Here is a 21,543-nt window from a genome sequence, read left to right on the forward strand (position 1 = left end):
GTCGGCTATGGAAGCGTTCCGTTATTTTAATCGTGATATCAGCTGGCTTACTTTTAATGAACGGGTGCTGCTAGAAGCGGGAAATGTGACTGTTCCATTGATGGAGCGGATCAGGTTTCTTTCCATTTACTCTTCCAATCTGGATGAATTTTACCGGGTACGCATGCCCTACCTGCAAAAAAGCATGCTGGTGGATGGCGAAATAAGCGTCTACGAAAAGGCCCAGGCGATCATTAATAAGCAACAGGACCGGTTTGGAGAAATACTGGGCGGAACTGTCATTCCTGAGCTCTCCAAGCTGGGTTTTCTATTTTGTTATAAAGAACCCGTCCCCGAATCAGTTGCCGCGCAAACGGTCCGGTACTTTTACGCGCAGGTGGCGGGATTTCTTCAACCCGTGTTTCTGAGTGGGGATACCCAGTTTTTTCCCGAGAACAACATGCTCTACCTGGTGGTGATCATGAAGTTCCCACCAGACGAAGAACAGGTAGCATTGGTCAATATTCCTACGGCTCATCTCGATCGGTTTCTGAAAGTGACCGAGGGCAATGAAAACTACATTGTTTTCCTGGAAGACATTATCAAATACAATCTCAAAAACCTCTTTCCCGGCGCGACGGAAATTCAATCTTACAATATCAAAATAACCAGGGACGCTGAACTGGATTTGCTGGACGAAGACGGCGAGGATGTTACCGAAAAATTTGAAAAACAGCTCAGCAAGCGGGACTACGGCCTGGCGACGCGGTTGCTATTCCAACCCGGGCTTCCGGTACGCCATTTGCAGCAGGTTATCAATGTGTTTGACCTCAAAAGGGCGTCGGTTGTAGAGGGAGGACGTTATCATAATCTCAAAGACCTCGCATCATTACCGGTCAATTCGCCAGCTATTTCCTACCCGGCCTGGCCTGCGGTGCAGGGTATTGAAGGAGTGGATTTGAACACCACCCTGTTTGAAGCATTGGTTGATAGAGATTTGATGGTTCATGCACCATACCAGACTTACGACACGATTTTGCGGTTTTTTAATGAGGCTGCGATCCATCCCGCGGTGGAGGAGATTTATACGACCATGTACCGGGTTGCCCACGATTCCAAAATTGCCCACGCACTGATCAGCGCCGCCCGAAACGGCAAAAAGGTGACGGTACTGGTGGAATTGAAGGCGCGGTTTGATGAAGCCAACAACATTCGCTGGGCTAAAAAGATGAAATCCGCTGGTGTGAGGATCATGCACAGCATTAACACATTAAAAGTACACGCCAAGCTCGCTTTGGTCAAAAGGCAGCACACAAGCCATCCCTACCTTGGCCTGCTGGCGACCGGGAACCTTAATGAAGGTACCGCACGCTTTTATACCGACCACATTTTGCTGACGGCGCATCAGCCGATGTTGAAAGAAGCAGAACAGCTTTTTGGGTTTTTGAGAAAAAAGAAAAAGGCAGAAAAGACAGACGTTCTTACCTTCCGTCACTTGCTCGTAGCGCAGTTTAACCTGAAAGCGATGTTTCTGGAACTGCTCGATCGTGAAATTGAACATGCGAAAAACGGGTTACCCAGCGGCGTGACCATTAAGCTGAACAACCTGGAAGAAGAGGTATTGATCAACAAATTGTACGAAGCCTCCAATGCTGGCGTGAAGATCAATCTGATCGTCAGGAGTATTTGCAGGCTTGTTCCTGGTGTTCCCGGCCAGAGTGAGAACATTACCGTCAAACGTATTGTAGACCGTTATCTGGAACATGGGCGTGTGTTTGTATTTTTGAACAAAGGCGAGCACGAGGTATTTATGGGCTCGGCCGACTGGATGAACCGGAACATTTATCGTAGAATTGAGGTTTGTTTTCCGATCTACAATGAGAAATTAAAGAAGCAGCTCATGGAAATCCTGTCTATTCAATGGGCAGATACGGCAAAGGCAGTACTGATTGACAGTGAGTTAAATAATGTTACACTACCCAGCACTGCGGCAAGCATCCGGTCGCAGGAGGCTATTTACAAGTTTTTGTCGGAGACGGTACCGGATTTTAAACCGACCATTTAAATGAAAAGAAAACACTTGCTATTGAATTCGCTTGCATTCCTGGTTATGCTGGGCATTTCGCTAGACAGCTGCAACTCCACGCAAAAGGAGGAGGTTATTTACAAGGATTACGACCTGAGCAAGCCTGAAAAATTTAATATGCCGGAAAGCTTGTTCGAGATTTCGGGTCTCACGTTTGTGGATGGCAAGGCCGACACCGTATATGCCATACAGGACGAAGAAGGCAAGCTGTTCAGACTGGCGTGGGACATACCGAAACAACTACATACGAAATTTGGCAAAAAAGGGGATTATGAGGATGTAGCCATCATGAATGACCAGGCCTATATCCTGAAAAGCAATGGTGCCATCTATGCATTGCCGATGTCGGAGACCGTGTTCGAAGAGGCCGACGTAGTGAAGGAACTGAAAGGATTGCTGCCAAAAGGGGAATATGAAGGAATGTATGCCGATGCCGAGACCGGCGAATTGTATGTCATTTGTAAAAATTGCGCAGAGGACGATTCCAAAAGCAGTGTCACGGGCTATATATTCAAGCCTAGCCAGGATACTACCGGAGTGCCGCGCACCGGTGTGCCGCGTACATTCTCGATCAACGTAAATCAGATCAAAGCGATCACTGGTAAGGTTGCGAGAGGTTTCCGGCCGTCGGGTCTGGCGAAAAATCCGCTGACTAAGGAATGGTATATTATCTCTGCAGTGAACAAGCTGATGGTGGTTACGGATAGCCAATGGAAGGTAAAAGATGCATTTCCGCTGAATGGTAATATGTTTATACAGCCCGAAGGCATTGCCTTTGACAAAGCAGGCAATTTGTATATTTCCAATGAAGGAGACGATCTGTTCAGTGGAAATATTCTTAAATTCAAAAAAATAAAATAACGTTACGATCCTGTTACACGCACCTCATGCTTCTTGCCATATGAGGAGGGTTATCTATTCAACGATATGAATGCACATCTCCGATTCTTACTATTGGTCATTTTTGGGATTGGGGTTACTTCCTGCGCCAGTTATAAAACGCATTTTTCTAAGGAAGGCGCGCAATGGCAGGCATCGTCACCCGATCCAAACCTGGAACTGAAGCATACCATGTACCTGATCGGAGATGCGGGAAACGATAAGCCGGAAAGCCGCGCCCCTGTGTTGGAATATCTCAAAATCAAGCTGGCGACCGAGTCGAAAAACAGTTCTGCGCTGTTTTTGGGGGATAATATTTACGAATATGGCATGCCGCCGTCCGAGGATTCGTTGAACAGAGGAGTTGCGGAATACCGAATCAATTCGCAGCTGGAAACACTGGAACATTTTAAGGGACGGCCATTTTTTATCCCAGGAAATCACGACTGGCGTGGTTGGGGCGTGAAAGGATTGAAAAGACAGGAAAAATACATTGATAAATATCTCAATGAGCGTCGCGGGAAAACGGATAAGGAGGACTATGAAAATTACTTTCTGCCGCTGGATGGTTGCTCAGGCCCCGAGGTGGTTGAAATGAATGATAATGTGGTTGTGATCGTGGCGGATTCGCAGTGGTGGCTGACCGATTGGGACCGCGATTCGAAGATCAATGATGGCTGCGAAATCAAGAACCGGGAGCAGTTCAAATTTGTGTGGGAGAATGTGATCAGGAAGTACCGTAACAAAAATGTCGTGATCGCCATGCACCACCCGCCTTACACGTACGGCCCGCACGGGGGGAAATTTACAGTGAAGCAGCACATTTTTCCGCTGACCGAAATGAACCCGAAATTGTACATTCCACTGCCGGTAATAGGCAGTCTGAGCGCACTGTTCCGCGCCACGATCGGTTCCCGCCAGGATGTTGCCAACAAACATTATAAAGACCTCCGTACAGCTGTACTCGCCGGTGCTAAGAAAAACGGAAAATTCATTTTTGCCAGCGGCCATGAACATGCGTTGCAATTCATCGAAAATGACGGACAGGAGTTTATAGTTAGTGGCAGCGGCTCCAAAAAGAGTCCGGTAAGTCTGGGAAAAGGCTCATTGTATTCCTCATCGGCCCTCGGCTATTCCACGCTCAGCTTTTATGCAGGCGGTGAAACGTGGGTCAAATTCTGGGAAGTAAACCCGGATGGCAAGGATGTGAAACTGGTTTTTCAGCGGAAGATCAAAGACAAACAGGAGGCGGAAATACCGGATCCGACCATTGCATTTACAGAATATAACCAGCATAGCGACTCCACAAGCCGTTTTGTGACGAGCAATGTGATCAAACCGATCGGTGGTTTACACCGGTTTTTGTTCGGAGAGCACAACCGCCCACTTTATCTTGAAAAATATCCATTCCCGGTACTCGACCTTACTACTTGGAAAGGTGGTGTGGTTCCTGTGAAACAAGGTGGCGGTAACCAGACTAATTCGCTGAGATTGCGGGACAATGATGGCAAGGAATATTCACTGCGCGGCCTTACCAAAGATGTAAGCCGTTTCTTGCCATTTCCATTCAATCAAATGATCGCGGCCAAGTATCTAGTGGAGGATAACTTCCTTTCTACCAATTCATTTGCGCCATTATCGATGCCCACGCTGGCGGGAGCAGTGAATGTGTACCATACCAATCCGAGGCTATATTATGTTCCGGCCCAGCCAGGGTTGGCCACTTTTAATGCATTGTTTGGCGGTACGATGAACCTGCTGGAAGAACGTCCTGACGGTAAAAAGTGGAAGAAAGCAGATTTTTTTGGTAATCCCGACAAGATCGTGAGCACGCCGGAACTGGTGGAAGAACTGCTTGAAAACAGTAAAAATATCGTGGACGAGGCATGGGCGATCCGTACCAGGCTGTTTGATTTTGTGATTGGAGACTGGGACCGCCATGATGACCAATGGGCCTGGTCGTCGGTGAAGCAAAAGGATGGTACTGTACTTTACAGGCCCATCCCACGTGACAGGGACCAAGCTTTTTCCAAATACGACGGCTTACTGACCGGCGTAGCCAGACTAACATTGCCTTTCCTTCGCCAGCTTCAAAGTTTCAGTCCGGAGATACAGAGTATGAAATGGACGACGTGGAGTGCACGGCTTTTTGACCGCACATTTCTGAACGAATTGAGCTGGGAGCAATGGGAGGAGCAGGCTAAATTGATCCAGAAAAACCTGACAGATGACGTGATCGCCAAATCCTTCGCAGACTGGCCGCAAAAAGCACGTGAAATATCCTCGCCGGAACTGATCAAAAACATCCGTTCTCGCCGCGACGACCTCATTAAGATTGCCAAAGCACATTACGAGTTTGTGAGTGAGTCTGTCAATGTGATTGGTACTGAGGAGGAGGAGCGTTTTCTGATCGAGCGGCTGGACAACAACCGGACGAGTGTGACGGTATTTGAAACGGGCAAAGACGGCAAGATCAAACATCAGAACTACCACCGGATTTTCGATGGAAATGTTACCAAATCCATCAATGTGTACGGTAATGGTGATTCGGATGAGTTTATTGTCAAAGGTGATGTTGATAAGGGCATTAAGCTCCGGCTGATCGGCGGACTTGGTAAGGACGTGTTTACGGATAGCGCCCGGGTTACTTCCGGCGGCAAAAAGACGTTGATTTACGACGATCTTAAAAATAATACGATTAATCCAGGCCCGGATACGAAAGACAAAAGGACAAACTTATATCGATTCAATGTATACGACCGGAGAAGCGCGGACAGTAATTACGACATTACCATGCCCTTCCCCAACATTGGCGCAAACCCGGACGATGGTTTCATCATTGGGGGTAATGTGAATATGACCAAGTATGGTTTTAAAAAGGAGCCGTACGCGTCCGCGCAGAGTTTTGGCGGTAGCTATGCGTTCAGTACCAGGGGTTTCAAAGTCAACTACACGGGTGATTTTATCAATGCCTTCAAGAAGTTTGACTTCTATTTAGACACTTACTATCGTGGCCCGACCTATGCATTCAACTACGCGGGATTGGGGAACACCTCTGAGAGGACTGTGGACGATGCTGATTTTTACCGGGTCAGGCAGTCTATTCTGCACGTTTATCCAGCCATTAAAAAACGTTTCGGTGGTAACAGTGGGTTCATCACATTAGGCCCGGTTTTCGAGATATCTGACGTGCAGGCTACTGCGGGCAGGTTTATTACCAGCAAGGAGAACGGATTGGGCGACGATATTTTTAAAACCAAATATTTTAGCGGGGCGAAGTTTATGTTTGATTTCAACAGCGTTGACAATATCTTTCAGCCGCATTCAGGTATCCGTTTTCACACCGGTGTCAACTGGACGTCTGATCTGAACAGCAAAAACAACTTCGCTTCTTTACGTGCCCAGTTTGCTTTTTATAACAGTCTGGATCAGAACGAAAACTTTGTACTGGCGTCTCAGATCGGTACCGGTATTAATTTCGGAAAAGGGTACCAGTTCTTTCAAATGCCCACCATTGGCGGAAAGCAGGGACTAAGGGGTTATCGCACAGAAAGATTTTACGGGAAATCCAGCATTTGGCATGATACCGACCTCCGGGTGAAGATTGGCAGCAGCTACAACCCTACATTACCATTGACTTACGGCGTGTTCGGCAGCTTCGACTACGGACGCGTCTGGTATGGCGATGATGATCCTTCCAAAAACTGGCATTATGACTATGGCGGGGGAATCTGGCTGGCACCGGTCGACATTCTGACATTTTCCGTGGGGGTATTTATTCCGAGAGAAAAAAGCGAAGAAAAGCCCCGTATCGCTTTGCAGATCGGCTTCTGGTTCTAATCCAGGTCATGTTATTTTTCCAGAATACTCAGGTTACCGCTTCCTTCGAGGTAGCAGGCCTTTACTTTTTTGGGATCGTCAATGCCTTTTTCTCTGAGATAGCTCGCCAGATCTTCTTCCGAAATGAATTCCCGTCTCATATTTTTGAACTGAAATTCGCCGTCCTTAATCAGGATTTTTGGGTTGGCCTGAAAAAAACTACTGAACATTTTCGACTGATAACCCAGGTAGTCAATCGCCAGGTCCCAGAAGACGAGCGTGCCCACCAGTACAATGCCTTCCGTGATGCTCTTATAGTCACCTGCCATGGCATTCTGCGCCGCATCACCGATCAGTATAATGAGCAGAATGTCGCTCACGCTGAATTGGCCCGTTCCCCGCCGGAAAAACCTGAGCAGCAAAAAAATAGACCAGTATGTTAATGTTCCCCTGATAAATACTTCAAGCAGTGAAATATTAGGCGTCCACATGTCGTGCCAGTTGATGTCAAGGATTTTTTCCATAATGAAAAGGATTAATAGTAAGTCAGTAAGATTACTTAATAATCATAAAGCTATTCATTATTGAACAGAATCTTTTGCTGACTTTTTCCTTTGCTGATGGTCATAAATTCAGCCCTGATCAATTAAATATCGGCATAAGCCTGGAAAATATTGAAAAAAAAAGAGCCCAAAAGCTAGATGTTCAGCGTGCTTAATAGTAGTAATTCTACGATCACTACAAAAAAATAATTTTTGATTACGGCTTTTATTCGTTAGAATAGTAGCAAAAAGGAAAATTTTGTAAACACTATATCGCTACGGGTGATTAAGAAGTTTTGAATGAAGAACGATAAGGAGGTTGGTTTGGAGGAAACTGGACGGGTCTCGCCGGAAATTATATACCAGGATCTGTTTGAATACAACCCGCAGCCAATGTGGGTTTATGACGTGGAAAGTTACCGGATACTCGATGTCAATGAAGCGGCGATAAGGCATTATGGGTATACCAAGGAAGAATTTTTGATTCTGACCATCAAAGATTTGCGTCCTGAAAAGGACATTCCTATTATTACCGCGGCCGTTGAAATCGTGAAGAAACACGAACGCTTGTTCACCTCAGGGGTGTACAGACATCAGAAAAAGAATGGCGAAATCATCCAGGTAAGGATCCAGGGGAATATTATTTACATCAATGGACGGAAAGCAGAGCTGATACTGGTGACGGATATTACCGCGCTGATCGTTGCCGAGACTGAAAAACAAGTCTCGAATGAGAAATTTAAAGCGATATTTCAACAGACCAGCGATGCCATTTTGCTTGGCGACGATCAGGGATATTGCATTGATTTTAATCAGGCAGCAGTTGACATGTTCGGGTACTCATCAGCAGAACTGAAAAAGGTCAATTTGAATGAGCTGCTGATCTTGTCTGACGGTATAGCGTTTGCTCGGCTATGGCAGAACTTCCTCAACGGTGACATTCTCAACGGCGTGATGAAGCTCAGAAAAAAAGATGGCTCTGTTATTTTCGGTGATTTTAATGCCAAACCGCACATTTTACCAAACGTTCATCTCAGCGTGATAACGGATGTGACGGAGCGCATGGAGAAAAAAATAGAGCTCATTGCGAGTGAGAGGCGTTTTAAGGCGCTGGTGCAAGAGGGCGCCGATCTGATCGCCATTCTGGATATTGAGGGTAATTATATGTTTGTCAGTGAGAGTAGCGCACGGATTTTAGGTATTCCGCCGGAAGAATTTATCGGTAAAAATGCCTTTGATTATATTCATCCGGAGGATAGAGAGCAGGTGCAGGTATTATTTTCGACCATCACCGAGCAAAAGCAGATCCGGACAGAGCCATTCCGCTTTATTGATTCAAATGGTGAGTACAGGTGGATCACTACCATTGCAACTAACCTGACGGATGATCCGGCTGTGAGAGGCATCGTGACCAATTCCAGGGACATTACCGACACAGTAACGAAGTCGCAGGATCTGGAAAGAAGTAACGAGCTTTACAGATTGCAGAATGAAAAACTGAAAGAAATCGCATGGACTCAGTCGCATATTGTACGGGCACCCTTAGCGCGGCTCATGGGACTGATTGATTTACTCCAGATAGGGGAATGTGGCGATCTTGGGAAGGAAGGAGTACTTACACACATCAAAAGTTCGGCAGATGAATTGGATAGGGTAGTAAAAGATATTGTCCATAAAGCAGACTAAATCCAATGTCAATGAGTTCGGAATTGAAAATACTTTTAGTGGACGACGATAAGATCATGCTGTTTCTCCACGAAATGTTCCTGAAAAAGACTGGCGTACTGTGCGAAACGGTACTCTGCTACAATGGCCAGGAAGCCCTCGATTTTCTGGACACCCAGCAATCTACTCAGACCACCTTTTTGGTTTTGCTGGATATCAATATGCCTGTCATGAATGGATGGGAATTTCTGAGCTCGATCCGAGACCGGCCCCATTTGCCGCCCGTGCACATTGTGATGGTGAGTTCCGCTACTGAACAATCGGAACGGGAGCGGGCTTTCTCGTTTACCCACGTGATCGATTACCAGGCCAAACCGCTCACGATCGATAGCTGCAAAAAGATCATCGGAGCCGAACAGGTTCGCGGTTTTTTTGACGACATCGTATTTGATTAAACCCGTTACTAATAAGACGTTGTACAAATTAGAGGGCCTTATGCGTAAAGCCGCCACGGTTGATTATATTTAATTCCTTTTTGAGTTACATACTATACGAAAACCACCTCTTTGAAGAACGTCCCCAACACGGAACCATTTGAAAAGCTATGGCTGCGGGAGGCTGAGACGAAATCGCGACTGGCGAACAGGCTTTTTTGCATCACTTTTCTGATCTGTAATCCAGCGTCGTCGATCCCGTTTTACCTTGCCGGAGACCCGTTTTTTTACAATCTGTTTCGTACCCATCTGGTATCGGGCATTTTTATTATTGCACTGATGATCCTGAATTTTAAAAAGATTATTTCCGGTCAGCAAATGAGTTTTTACACCTACGCGATCCTGATCTTTTTCTACGCCTATCTGCTATCGTTTCCGCACCTATCATATGTTCAATCCTGCCTGAACCTCACGCTGGCGATCATTTTCGCGGGACTGGTTCTCAGGTGGCCGCTGAAATATGCGCTGATCATCTCAGGCCTTAGCTTAACGCTTTTTCCTATATCTATCTATTTTTTTAGTGATATTACGCTGAGCACTTTTTTCATACAGGGTGCCATGTTTTTAACGATTGCCAATTTACTGTTCCCGTTTATCGTCAGGGTGAGCTACCAGAAAGACAAACGGGAATTTTATTTCCGATATGCGTTGCAGGCGCATAATGAAGAGCTTGAAAAACAAAAAACGATCGCCGAGAATGTCACGAAGGCCAAGTCGAATTTTTTGTCAATGATGAGCCATGAGATCAGGACGCCGCTGAATGGGATTGTTGGAATAGTGCATTTAATGATGCTGGAAGAGACCGAGAAAAAAAAGGAGAATGAACTGCTTCATACACTCAAATTTTCTGCGGATCATCTCATGGCAGTCGTGAACGAGGTGCTCGATTTCAACAAGATCAATTCCAATCACGTGGTTTTGGACCCAGTACCATTTGATCCCGGCCTGCTTTTTGAAAACCTTCGGAAAACATTCGTTCCCAAAGCCAATGAGAAAGGGATTGAACTGATTTTTGACATTGACCCAGACCTGCCTTCGCAGCTCAATGCGGATACAGTCCGGCTGAACCAGGTCATTACCAACCTGATCCATAACGCTATCAAATTCACTGCTACCGGCTCTGTCAAATTTGTGGTGAAGGTAGCAGGTAAAGACGACGAGCGCATTTGGCTTGATTTTGAGGTGATAGATACCGGTATTGGCATACCGGCCGAAGAACAAAGTTCGATATTCGAGATCTTTGCACAAGCCAAGCCTACCGGCCAGCGAGAAAACCTGGGTACCGGTCTCGGTCTGGCGATTACGAAGGAGTTGCTCCGGCTTTTTGGTGGTGAAATTGCGCTCAAAAGCGAGGTAGGAAAAGGCTCGGTTTTTTCATTTCAACTCAACATGCCTTATCAGGATAAAATAGAACAGGTTATGATAGTACCGGAAAAAGAAATGGTCCCCGCGACTTTCCCTCATTTGAAAGTATTGGTTGCCGATGATAACAAGACGAACCTGTTGTTGGCGACATTGCTTTTGCAACGTAGAAACATTCTTTTTGATACTGCAAGCAATGGCCAGGAAGCCTTTGAAATGTTCCAGAAGAATAGCTACGGCCTCATTTTAATGGACCTGAGAATGCCGGTAATGGACGGCTTTGAGAGTACTGCCCTGATTCGGCAGGTGAATCAGCAGATACCCATCGTCGCATTGACCGCCTCGGCATTCGAAGATGAGCGGGAACGCGCCCTGGCCAATGGTTTTACAGGCTACCTCATCAAGCCATTTGTACCCGAAGATTTTTACAATTACATTTTTTCGTTTCTCAACAGCCAGGCATCCAATGCGGTTTGATGTGTTAATGTCACCAAAATGGAGATTACTTTTCAGATTCTGAAAGGCTAAGGAAAGAGGTTTTAATGGCTTGGTGGTGTTCCCAGTCGTTCTTTACGAATATAGAACCTATTCCCAGACCTGCCAGGTCAGAATCGTATTTTGAAACTCCAAACTCCACAATGTTTAATGCTTCTTTAAACCAAAGATCAAACAGCCTGTGTCGGCATTTGTCGCGGCCTTTGTGGGTATCGCAAATAACAATGATCCCTTGTACAGAAGTGCTTTTCAGGGAATCTGCCAATAAATATTGAATTGTTTTTTTCACCCTGGGATCAATCTGTTTAGCCAGGCCAAATCGTTCGTCCTTTGATAAAAGACGAGCTTCACCTGCAATGCCAACCGGCCCGAAGGTGAAGCTCAATATGTGATGATCGAATTCTGGATGATCTGGAAAATATCCCTCAGATGTGCTGAAATAGGCTTCGTATGCGATGTGCTGATCAGTGATGAACTCATACTTCAATGAGCCTATCTTAACTACATTATACTGGTGTGACGAATTTGATTCCTCTGGCATGTACCTCTTCGATGGATATTTCTCCGTTGAAAAAACGTTCAGTTATGTCCTTATCGTCGAGCATTTTCCTTACTGCTTCTTTCTTACTGAGTTTTTTAGCACCATAGGCAGCTTCTGCCACTGGTGCACTTGCCGTTTTGTTCATGGTCTCTTAGTAAACTGGTTGAGTTGTGGGCCTTATATTTCCACAACATACAAATATATAAAATTCGTTTCTCAACTGAAAAAACCTGGTTAATTGTTGAATTCACACTTCTCTGACTAAAATAATATTTATTAATTCATTCGTTATATATTTTCTTAACTTTGATTTTTGACAAGGGAAACAAAGTTCGGACGGCTGCATGATAATTGGTGGAACTTCCTCTCAACTTAGGGATATCCGGCTCTGGAAAGAGCTGATTCAGGGTGACGACCAGGCATTGGGTCAGCTGATGCACTTGCACTACAAGGCGCTGGTGAATTACGGATATAAGTTTGTGAAAGATGATGAATTTGTGAAAGACTGTATCCAGGATATTTTTATCGATCTGTGGAACAGCCGGACGCGCGTGGTCGAGCCTGATCATGTCAAAGCCTACTTATTCGTATCCCTTCGCCGCAAAATTTTCCGTAACCGTCGCAAACTCAGGTTAACTGAGGAAAGCAATACTGCATTGAATGATGACAGCCAGTTTCCAGTGGAATTTTCACCTGAATGGTGGCTGATCGAAGAAGAAACATTGTCCCACAAAACCAGGCTCGTCGCCGAAAAACTGAATGCACTTCCGGTGCGCCAGCGGGAGGTGATCTATCTCAAATATTACCAGGAATTGAGCCGGGAAGAAATTTCAGATATCCTGTCCATTACTCCTCAAACCGTCTCCAATTTACTCCAACTGGCTTACTCCACGCTGCGAAAACACCTGGATTTGTCCTCCATCAGCCTTTTTTTATTTATTTTATGCTCTTGAATGTCAAGTAGTTAAAAATAGAGTTATAAAAATTTCAAAAAAAAATATAAATATCATGGTATCTGTCTGGCTATTCCGGTATCTCGGTAATAACAGCACATATGCCCCCCATGATGAATTATCGTAAGTATAAGGCAACCGATTTTGTAACTGACCCCTATTTCCGTTCATGGGTAATAGAGCAGGATCAGGATGCAGCGAGTTTCTGGGTAGACTGGCTCAATGATAACCCCGACAAAAAGGAAGAGGTGGATGAAGCGCGCGCGTTTTTGTATGTACTGGCCGAAAAACGGGATCAAACCAATGATGCCGAGATTAGGGACCGGGTGGAGGCCACGTTGAGGATGATTCAGGATCAGGTGGAAGAGACGGACACATTGCCGGTTCGGAAACTCTGGTACCTGCGTTACGCACGCATTGCGGCTATGGTTACGCTGGCGCTGGGGCTAGGCTGGTTTGTAAGCCAGTACCGGCAGGGCGGATTGCCGGGACAAAAGCCAGTTTCGAGCAGGTACTACGCGGAATCGGGCATTGTGCATTACAATGATACTCCGAAGCCGGTTACCATTGTTTTGGAGGATAGTAGTACGGTGATTTTGCAACCTGAAAGTGAATTGGAATACCCCAAAACTTTTGAAAAAGACAAAAGAGAAGTGCATTTGAAAGGCGAAGCTTTCTTCCAGATCACACGCAATCCTAACAGGCCATTCCTGGTACTGACGGACGAGCTCGTAACGCAAGTATTGGGTACGAGCTTTACGGTCAAGTCATTTGAGAAAGATAGAAATGCCTCTGTATCAGTTAAAACGGGTAGGGTGTCTGTTTATTCAAAGCTGGAAGAGCAGTCGGCGAAAGAGTCATTATCCAAAGAAATAAAAGGCGTGGTGCTAAAACCTAACCAGCAGGTCCTGTTCGATAAAGAGGAATCAAGATTAGTAAAAGTGATCGTTAACAGCCCGCAGCGCATTTCTGATATTCCGGTTACTGCGCTGTTATTCGATGAAATTCCTGTTAAAAATGTTTTCAGGACGCTGGAAACGGAATATGGTATTGAGATAATTTTTAATGAAGAAGCGCTCTCGGCCTGTCTGCTTACTGCCAATCTTTCGGGATTGCCCATGTATGAGCAGCTGGACCTGATCTGTAAAATCATCAAAGCCCGGTATGAAATGATCGACGGGCAGGTGGTTATTTATAGTGACGGGTGTAAATGATTTTGTACAGAACTTAAACCACCATTAAAACCAGCGAGATATGAAAAAATAATTACGTCATGAACATAAAAAAAGCCAATGATGGTTGCGACATCACCGGCTTTCCAAATGCCCCACCTTGTAATACCCTCCGAATGCACGGAAAGGGTCCAGTGAGTTTTTTGCCCCAATCTTTCATTAGAACAAAAAGTGTTTAAAGTTATGCCCGGAATTTATTTTCTCAAAACAATTGTGTGGGATACTATGAAATTATCCTTATTACAGTTATGCATCGCGGTGGTATTCACGGGAGTGACGTTTAGTCATGACCGTTTATCGGCCCAGGAATTATTGGAGAGGCGGATCACGCTCAAAATAGAGGACAAGAGCCTGAAAAACGTGCTGTCTTCCATTGAACGGACTTCTGAAATCAAATTTATATATAACCCTAACGAGATCAGGTCGTCGGCCAAAGTGAATTTTAATGCCTCGAATGAGCCGCTGGCGGACGCATTGAATAAACTTTTTCGTCCCTTGGCAATCCGTTATGAGGTTGCAGGTAAGCAGGTTATGCTTTTTAAGGAAAATAAAAGCTCCTTTACCGAAGACACTGTTGAGCCGGAAAGCAATGTGGCTACCGAATCCACCGAGGCAGCAGTACTGGCTGGGGTAAAAGGCAAGGTATCCGACGAAAAAGGCGACGGTTTGCCTGGTGTAAGCGTGGTCGTGAAAGGCACACAACGCGGTACTACTACCAATTCAGCCGGTGTTTACGATCTTGAACTTGGCTCGGGAGACAACACGCTGATCTTTTCATTTGTGGGTTATCTGTCTCAGGAAGTGACTGTTGGATCAAGATCTGTAATCGACATTGCCCTCAAAGTCGATACCAAAGCATTGGAGGAAGTGGTCGTAGTAGGTTATGGTGAAATGAAACGCGCCGACCTGACCACTGCTCAAACCTCTGTAACAGCCAAGGACATTGCCAGAACGACGAATACCACTTTGGAACAAGCCATTCAAGGTCGCTCTGCGGGTGTGTATGTGACCCAGAACTCAGGCCAGCCTGGCGGGGGGATCTCGGTGAATATCCGCGGCGTAAACTCGATCAGCGGAAGTAATGAACCCTTATATGTAGTCGATGGAGTTCAGATCCAGGGACAGTCGGTTTCGTTCGGGCAGCAGAGCTCATCGAACCCGCTGGCAGGTTTGAATCCTGCTGATATTGAGTCGATTGAAGTATTGCAGGGGCCTTCTGCTACCGCCATTTATGGTTCCAGGGCTACGAATGGGGTCCTTTTGGTAACTACAAAAAGAGGTAAATCAGGCGATACTAAAATCTCATACGGATATCAATATAGCGTGCAGACGCCGCCTCCATCATTGAAAGTGATGGACCTGAAACAATATGCGCAGATGGTAGGCGAGTATCACCAGCTTGCCGGAGGCGATACACCCACTGAATTCCTGGACCCGTCACTGCTGGGCAAAGGAACAGACTGGCAGAAAGAGCTTTTTAAAAATGCCCCGATGAACAAGCATCAGCTCAGCCTGAGCGGGGGAAATGATAAGACAACTTACTATTTATCAGGAGAATATCTGAAACAGGAAGGTGTGGCGCTGGGTTCGGGATTTAACCGGTATGCATTCAGATTGAACCTGGACAACAAGCCGAGGGAATGGGCGACGATCGGAGCAAACCTGAGCTTTAACCAAACCAATGATAACCTGACCACCAGCCAGGAGAATGTGATTTCCAGTGCATTGCAGCTGACGCCGCAAGTACCTGTCAAAAACATAGACGGTACCTGGGGCGGTGGTGATGAAAACAACGGAGCGAACCAGTTTGCACCCGTTAACCCGATCGCCATTGCCAATTTGACTACGAATAAGCTGGTTCGAAGGCAGTTGTTGGGTGGTATCAATGTAGGTGTGAAAATAATGCCGGGATTGAATTTGCGGACTTCATTCAATACAAACCTGGGTTTTTCAAACTCGTCTTACTATGTGCCCACTTACAAGATCGGCTGGGCGCAGAATGTGACGGCATCGTATAACAATGGATCAGGCGTGAATACGTATTGGAACTGGAACCAGTTGCTGGAATATAACAAGCAGTTTGGCAAGCACAGCATTAATGTCATGCTGAGCCATGAGTCGCAGGAGTCGTCCTGGAAGAACCTGGGCGGTACCAGAACAGGTTTTTTAACCAACGACATTCTCGACCTGGCTGCGGGTGATGCATTAACAGCCAGCAATTCAGGAGGTTCGGGCGACTGGGCCATGGAATCATACCTGGGCAGGCTGAACTATAACTACGGCGACAAGTACATTGTGATGGGAACTGTGAGACGCGACGGTTCTGCCAATTTCGGAGCGGACAACAAATGGGGATTCTTCCCGTCAGTGTCTGCCGCGTGGCGGGTTTCGCAGGAAGCGTTTTTCCAGGTACCTGCTATCAGCGAGTTGAAACTGAGATTTGAAACAGGTATTACCGGAAACCAGGGCAGCGGAGGGATTTATTCACCAATGGGTACGGGTACTACACCAACGACAACCGGTTTCTTGCCAACCAAATACAGCAATGCAGGTTTGAAATGGGAGGAAACCAAAACCAATAACTTCGGTATCAACCTGGCACTTTTCGAAAACCGCATTCAGTTTGAATTTGACTATTATATTAAAAATACGGACAACCTGTTGATGGAGAAGCCATTACCATGGTATATGGGAACCAATGGTAATGGAGCGGTGGGTTCGCCGACTGTGAACATTGGTGCGCTGCAAAACAAAGGATGGGGTTTCACGGTGAATACCGTCAATATCAACAAGGGCGGGTTCAAATGGGAGTCCAACCTGAACCTTTCCAGTTTCAAAACCAAGATCAAGTCATTCTATTCCGACGCGGCTTTTGTAGACCGTACTTCGTGGTGGATGGCCGACTGGACACAGCGATCGGAAGTGGGAAAAGCACCATGGTTGTTCCGTGGATATGTGGAGGAAGGTATATTCCAATCCGTTGCTGAGATCGAGAGCAGCGCATTGCCTGTGGATAACAATGGTGTAAAACTGCCGGTTAATGTCAATAATATTTGGGTCGGTGATGTGAAATTCAAGGATATCAATGGCGACGGCATTATCAATGAAAATGACCAGACGGTGATCGGAAATCCTTGGCCGAAGTTGTTTTCAGGATTTACAAATACATTTTCCTACAAAGGCTTCGACCTGAGCGTTTTGCTGACAAGTACCTATGGTAATGATGTTTACAACTATCTCGGCAAACTGAATACCAATGCAAGCAACATCAATTTGAGCCGTAACCTACTGGTACATGCTATGGATTATGCCAAACCGATTACTAAGGATGACGGTACTGTAGGGTTGTCCAACCCCGGCACCGATGTGGCGCGGATCTCGAATGGTCCGAATGGCAACTTCGCGAGACATACCGATAAATGGGTGGAGGACGGTTCCTTTATCAGACTGAAAAATGTGTCGCTGACTTATAACCTGCCGGTATCGCTGGTATCGCGCCAGAAAGTGATCAGAGGGGCGAGATTTACGGTAGGTGCGCAAAACCTGGCCACTATTACGGGTTACTCAGGTTTTGACCCGGAGGTAGGTGCCTATGTATCACGTGATGCGAGCGCTTCCAATCAGGCCATCGGCCTCGACTACGGACGGTATCCTTTGACACCGGTTTACACATTCAGTTTAGGCTTGGATTTCTAAAAACTATCGAGATGAAAAGTTATCAAAAAATATATACCTGGTTTGCAATCATACTGCCGGTTGCATTGCTGTCGGCCTGTTCGGAAGACTTCCTGGAAAGACCTCCGAAAGACGCTATTGTAGACGCCGGATTTTACCAGACCAACGACCAGGTGCTGGCGAGTACCGCATTGCTTTACAGCAAGGTATGGTTCGATTACAATGACAAAGCTTCTTACAACCTGGGCGATTTTCGGGCTGGTACTGCATTTTCAGCATGGAATGACAGAGGGAATGTATTGTTCAATACTACCGGCAACACGCCTGAGAATGGCTCGTCATGGCGATCGTTCTTTATCGTGGTAGGGCAGTCCAACCTGGCCATCCAGAACATTAATAAATACGCAGGACCAGCAGTTACGCCGGAGATAAAGAAACATGCGATTGCCGAAGCGAGGTTTATGCGGGCATTGGCCTACCGTTTTCTGGTCATGAATTGGGGCGCAGTTCCGATCATTGAAAACAACCTGACACTGCTCTCAGACACCACGGTACAAAGAAATACGCCTGAAAGCGTTTGGAAATTCATTACCAGCGAAATGCGCCAGGTAGCCGAAGACCTGCCTGAAACACCGGTAAGGCCGGGCCGCATTACTAAATGGTCGGCAGAAGGAATGCTGGCCAGGTTCTACCTCACGCGTTCAGGGGTGGAGGCAAAAGGCTCAGGCACCCGTAACCAAGCATTTCTGGATAGTGCCAAATACTATGCCGAAAGGGTTATCACCACGAGTGGCGCTTCATTGGCAGGCAAGTATAGCGACCTGTTCCTATATCCTTACGACAACAATCCCGAGTCATTATTCTCATTGCAATGGGTGTATTCTCCCGGTGCCTGGGGGACGCAAAATTCTACGCCAGCATACCTCGCATACAGTTCCGACATTGCCAATGGCGACGGCTGGGGAGGCGACAAAAGCGCGACATTCTGGATGATGAAGCAGTATGACGGCATCAAGCAAACTTCTGAGACTGTATTGCAGGGACGGACTTTGGACCAAAGATTAAAAGCAACGTTCATGCTACCGGGAGCGAGTTATCCTGAAATCACCCAGACAATTCCGGGAGGTACGCAAAAACTGGTTTTTCCATTCACCGGATCTGACAATAATTTTCTTTCGATCAAAAAATACATTACCGGAAAGGCAGCTGATGTGGGCGGACAGGCCGCTCAGCAAAACTATGGGAATGATACCTACATGCTGCGTCTGGCTGAAATGTACCTGGTATATGCAGAAGCTGTGCTGGGCAATGCAACCTCGACGAGCGACGCGAAAGCATTGGCATACTACAATAAGGTCCATACCCGTGCCGGTCTGTCACCAGTTACAGGTGCGCTTACTTTTGATATGATATTCAAGGAGCGGATCGTAGAATTTGCGATAGAAGGAATGGCATGGTACGACCTCGTGAGTCTGCATTACTACAATGCCGCCAAGGCTTATGCGATCCTGAATGAGCAGGACAGAGGGCTTTTCTTCACCAAACCTGATCAATTCCCTAATCCTACTTCCTGGACATTTACCAAAACTTCCTGGGTAGCGGTGACGGACAGGATGATCAATGCAAACAGTGGCAATTTCCTGCTGCCGATTCCTTCTGCGGAGCTGAGCCAGGCGCCAAACCTGCAAAAGCCTGCCGTTGATTATTATTCCAAGTAACCCAATAATGGTCATTACAAATGCAAAATCACATGAAATTCATACATAAGTCAATGCTGTTGCTGGTCGTAACCATTGCCCTGGCAGCTGTGAGTATGTCTTGCCAGGAAGAGGACCTTCCGAACAATGGCGAGCCGAGTATCAAATATGTCCGCATTACCGATCCAGCCTCCGGTGACTCGCTGCTGGTGAGCGCGGGCCAGGGCAGCCTGATCGCGATCGTGGGGGAAAATTTACAAGGAGCGACGGAGATTTGGTTCAATGATCAGAAAGCAATTTTGACACCAACCTACATCACCAATAAGACCATTCTGGTAAGCGTTCCTACCTTGATTCCGGCGGTGATCGACAACAAAATGAAGATCATTTTTTCCAATGGCAAAACATTGGAACATACTTTCCAGGTAAAGATCAGCGAGCCGCTTATTTCGGGTATGCTCAGTGAATATGTACCTGAGGGAGGCGTGGCCACGATACGCGGAGATTACTTTTACGAACCATTGACGGTCACTTTTGCCGGTGGTAAAAAGGGGACGATCGTTTCCCTGAAAGACCAGGAAATACAGGTAACCGTTCCCGAAGGCGTGCAGCCAGGACAGATCACTGTCACTACCAACTTTGGAGAAACGAAATCAGACTTTTGGTTTGCCGATAACCGGAACATCTTCCTGAGCAGCGATCCGTTTACAGGCTGGTGGAATGCCGCCTACGTGGTTACCAAGCCAGCCGCAGGCGACCCGGTTGCTATTAATGGCAATTATATCCGGGTCAAAAAAGCCATCGCAGGCTGGAACTGGATGGAAGTGGCAGGCGGGCCACCGGATGCAATGGGTGCGATCAGCAAGAATATTCCTGATGAAGCGATATTGAAACCGGCTGACTATAACCTGAAATTTGAAGTAAATACAGTGAAGCCTTACAACAACAATGTGCTGAAAATCAGTGCCGGGCTGAGTACGGGCTTTGATGATACGCCTTATCAATGGTTGCCGCCTTACGATACCAAGGGGGAATGGCGAACAGTGGTCATTCCGTTTGAAGAAGTAGCGGGAAGCTACAAAGCGAAGCTGGAAGTGAACAAGAATGGGTACTATACCAGGCTGTTGTTCCACGGCGGTGGCGATCTGGATGCCGATATTTCGTTCGATAATTTCAGGATCGTACCCAAATCACTTCGTAAATAATCATTCAAAAGCGCTGTAAAAATGAAGATATTAATATTGAACAGGAGACTACTCTCTCTGATATGCATGATCCTGTCCGTCACTTTCATTACCGCTTGTAATGATGATGACGACGAAGTAAATTCCTCCGAGGTTCAATTGCTGAGCTTCGGGCCTTCGGGTGTGAAGCCGGGCGAGGAGATCAGTTTTATCGGGAACAATCTGGATAAAGTAACTTCCATAGAACTCACCGGTGCGAGCGTACCCAGTTCTGCATTTATAAAAAAGACGGCAGAACTGATCACGATTACAGTTCCAAAGGAAACCGAGGAAGGACTGGTCACATTGAAAACCACTGCGGGAGACATTGTTTCCAAAACAATATTGAGCTTCGAGGTGCCTGTGATCATTAAAACCGTAACTGCCGAGGCCAAGCCGGGCACTAATGTGACCATTACCGGGGAATTTTTGAACTGGGTAACAGGCGTAAGGTTCGCGCAGGATACTACCGTGACCAAGTTCGTGAGCCAAACATTGACCGAACTCGTGGTGACCGTACCTGTGAATGCGCAAACAGGCGCGCTCGTGTTGTACTCCGGAGGAACTGAGCCATTGAGCACTGAAACGGAAAAAGCGCTGGTCGTTACTTTACCTGCCATTGCGACTTTGGCCCCTAACCCTGCTGTGAAAGGCAAAAACCTGACGATCACAGGAACCAACCTGGATCTGGCGGAAGGCGTGCTGTTTACCGGATCGGCTGCGGCTGTAACCAAATTCGTGAGTAAATCGGCCACGCAGATCGTGGTGACGGTACCAGCGGACGCGGCCAAAGGGAAAGTATCATTGGTAACCTACTCCAAAGTAGAGGTGCCGTCGAAGGATGAATTGAAATTGTAGAGTGCCGTTTAGTTAACCACTTCATTGACAAGCTAAGGCTAGC

At 46.5% G+C, this 21,543-nt stretch carries 15 protein-coding genes; 12 read left to right on the plus strand and 3 right to left on the minus strand.

All coding sequences use genetic code 11. The features are described 5' to 3' along the window. Nucleotides 1–7: 7 nt before the first annotated feature. The 3 genes from ppk1 to ABIO93_RS14485 all read left to right on the plus strand — a co-directional run bounded on the left by ppk1 (nt 8) and on the right by ABIO93_RS14485 (nt 6,784). Nucleotides 8–2,044, plus strand: coding sequence for a polyphosphate kinase 1 (gene ppk1 / locus ABIO93_RS14475; protein WP_348068820.1), 2,037 nt, complete (start codon nt 8–10; stop codon nt 2,042–2,044). Beyond that, nucleotides 2,045–2,926: an SdiA-regulated domain-containing protein gene (locus ABIO93_RS14480; protein WP_348068822.1), complete on the plus strand. Its 882-nt coding sequence runs from the start codon at nt 2,045–2,047 to the stop codon at nt 2,924–2,926. 66 nt (nt 2,927–2,992) lie between these two features. Beyond that, nucleotides 2,993–6,784: a metallophosphoesterase gene (locus tag ABIO93_RS14485; RefSeq protein ID WP_348068824.1), complete on the plus strand. Its 3,792-nt coding sequence runs from the start codon at nt 2,993–2,995 to the stop codon at nt 6,782–6,784. Between the two features lie 11 nt (nt 6,785–6,795). Here ABIO93_RS14485 and ABIO93_RS14490 read toward each other — a convergent pair whose 3' ends face one another. After that, nucleotides 6,796–7,287 (minus strand): YetF domain-containing protein, encoded by a 492-nt coding sequence (locus ABIO93_RS14490; RefSeq protein ID WP_348068826.1) that lies wholly within the window; start codon nt 7,285–7,287, stop codon nt 6,796–6,798. Nucleotides 7,288–7,605: 318 nt separating this feature from the next. Between ABIO93_RS14490 and ABIO93_RS14495 the strand changes: the two genes are divergently transcribed. The 3 genes from ABIO93_RS14495 (at nt 7,606) to ABIO93_RS14505 (ending at nt 11,303) form a co-directional block, all read left to right on the plus strand. Continuing rightward, a complete protein-coding gene (locus tag ABIO93_RS14495) occupies nt 7,606–8,991 on the plus strand; it encodes a PAS domain-containing protein (RefSeq protein WP_348068828.1) in 1,386 nt (461 codons plus the stop codon). An 11-nt stretch (nt 8,992–9,002) separates the two neighbouring features. After that, complete coding sequence (locus tag ABIO93_RS14500; protein ID WP_348068830.1) at nt 9,003–9,425, plus strand: response regulator; 423 nt, start codon at nt 9,003–9,005, stop codon at nt 9,423–9,425. Between the two features lie 111 nt (nt 9,426–9,536). After that, nucleotides 9,537–11,303, plus strand: coding sequence for a response regulator (locus ABIO93_RS14505; RefSeq protein ID WP_348068832.1), 1,767 nt, complete (start codon nt 9,537–9,539; stop codon nt 11,301–11,303). A gap of 25 nt (nt 11,304–11,328) precedes the next feature. On the opposite strand, the gene ABIO93_RS14510 is transcribed toward ABIO93_RS14505, so the two are convergent. Together ABIO93_RS14510 and ABIO93_RS14515 are read right to left on the minus strand one after the other, a co-directional pair. Further along, nucleotides 11,329–11,862, minus strand: coding sequence for a DUF6169 family protein (locus ABIO93_RS14510; RefSeq protein ID WP_348068834.1), 534 nt, complete (start codon nt 11,860–11,862; stop codon nt 11,329–11,331). Next, nucleotides 11,828–12,007 carry a hypothetical protein gene (locus tag ABIO93_RS14515; RefSeq protein WP_348068836.1) on the minus strand — a complete coding sequence of 60 codons (180 nt, stop codon included), beginning with the start codon at nt 12,005–12,007 and terminating at the stop codon, nt 11,828–11,830. The genes ABIO93_RS14510 and ABIO93_RS14515 overlap by 35 nt, the downstream gene beginning before the upstream one ends. A 199-nt stretch (nt 12,008–12,206) precedes the next feature. On the opposite strand from ABIO93_RS14515, the gene ABIO93_RS14520 reads away from it, so the two are divergent. The 6 genes from ABIO93_RS14520 to ABIO93_RS14545 all read left to right on the plus strand — a co-directional run bounded on the left by ABIO93_RS14520 (nt 12,207) and on the right by ABIO93_RS14545 (nt 21,500). Then, on the plus strand, nt 12,207–12,815 hold the full coding sequence (locus tag ABIO93_RS14520; protein WP_348068838.1) for a sigma-70 family RNA polymerase sigma factor: 609 nt from the start codon (nt 12,207–12,209) through the stop codon (nt 12,813–12,815). 110 nt (nt 12,816–12,925) lie between these two features. Continuing rightward, a complete protein-coding gene (locus ABIO93_RS14525; RefSeq protein ID WP_348068840.1) occupies nt 12,926–14,029 on the plus strand; it encodes a FecR domain-containing protein in 1,104 nt (367 codons plus the stop codon). Between the two features lie 243 nt (nt 14,030–14,272). Next, nucleotides 14,273–17,743, plus strand: a complete 3,471-nt coding sequence (locus ABIO93_RS14530) for a TonB-dependent receptor (RefSeq protein ID WP_348068842.1) — start codon at nt 14,273–14,275, stop codon at nt 17,741–17,743. A gap of 11 nt (nt 17,744–17,754) precedes the next feature. Continuing rightward, the gene (locus ABIO93_RS14535; RefSeq protein WP_348068844.1) at nt 17,755–19,440 is read left to right on the plus strand and encodes a RagB/SusD family nutrient uptake outer membrane protein; all 1,686 of its coding nucleotides are present in this window, start codon (nt 17,755–17,757) and stop codon (nt 19,438–19,440) included. A 32-nt stretch (nt 19,441–19,472) separates the two neighbouring features. After that, nucleotides 19,473–20,624: a glycan-binding surface protein gene (locus ABIO93_RS14540; protein WP_348068846.1), complete on the plus strand. Its 1,152-nt coding sequence runs from the start codon at nt 19,473–19,475 to the stop codon at nt 20,622–20,624. A gap of 21 nt (nt 20,625–20,645) precedes the next feature. Next, a complete protein-coding gene (locus ABIO93_RS14545) occupies nt 20,646–21,500 on the plus strand; it encodes an IPT/TIG domain-containing protein (protein WP_348068848.1) in 855 nt (284 codons plus the stop codon). Nucleotides 21,501–21,543 lie beyond the last annotated feature (43 nt).

The organism is Dyadobacter sp., assembly GCF_039919315.1.
GTDB lineage: Bacteria > Bacteroidota > Bacteroidia > Cytophagales > Spirosomataceae > Dyadobacter.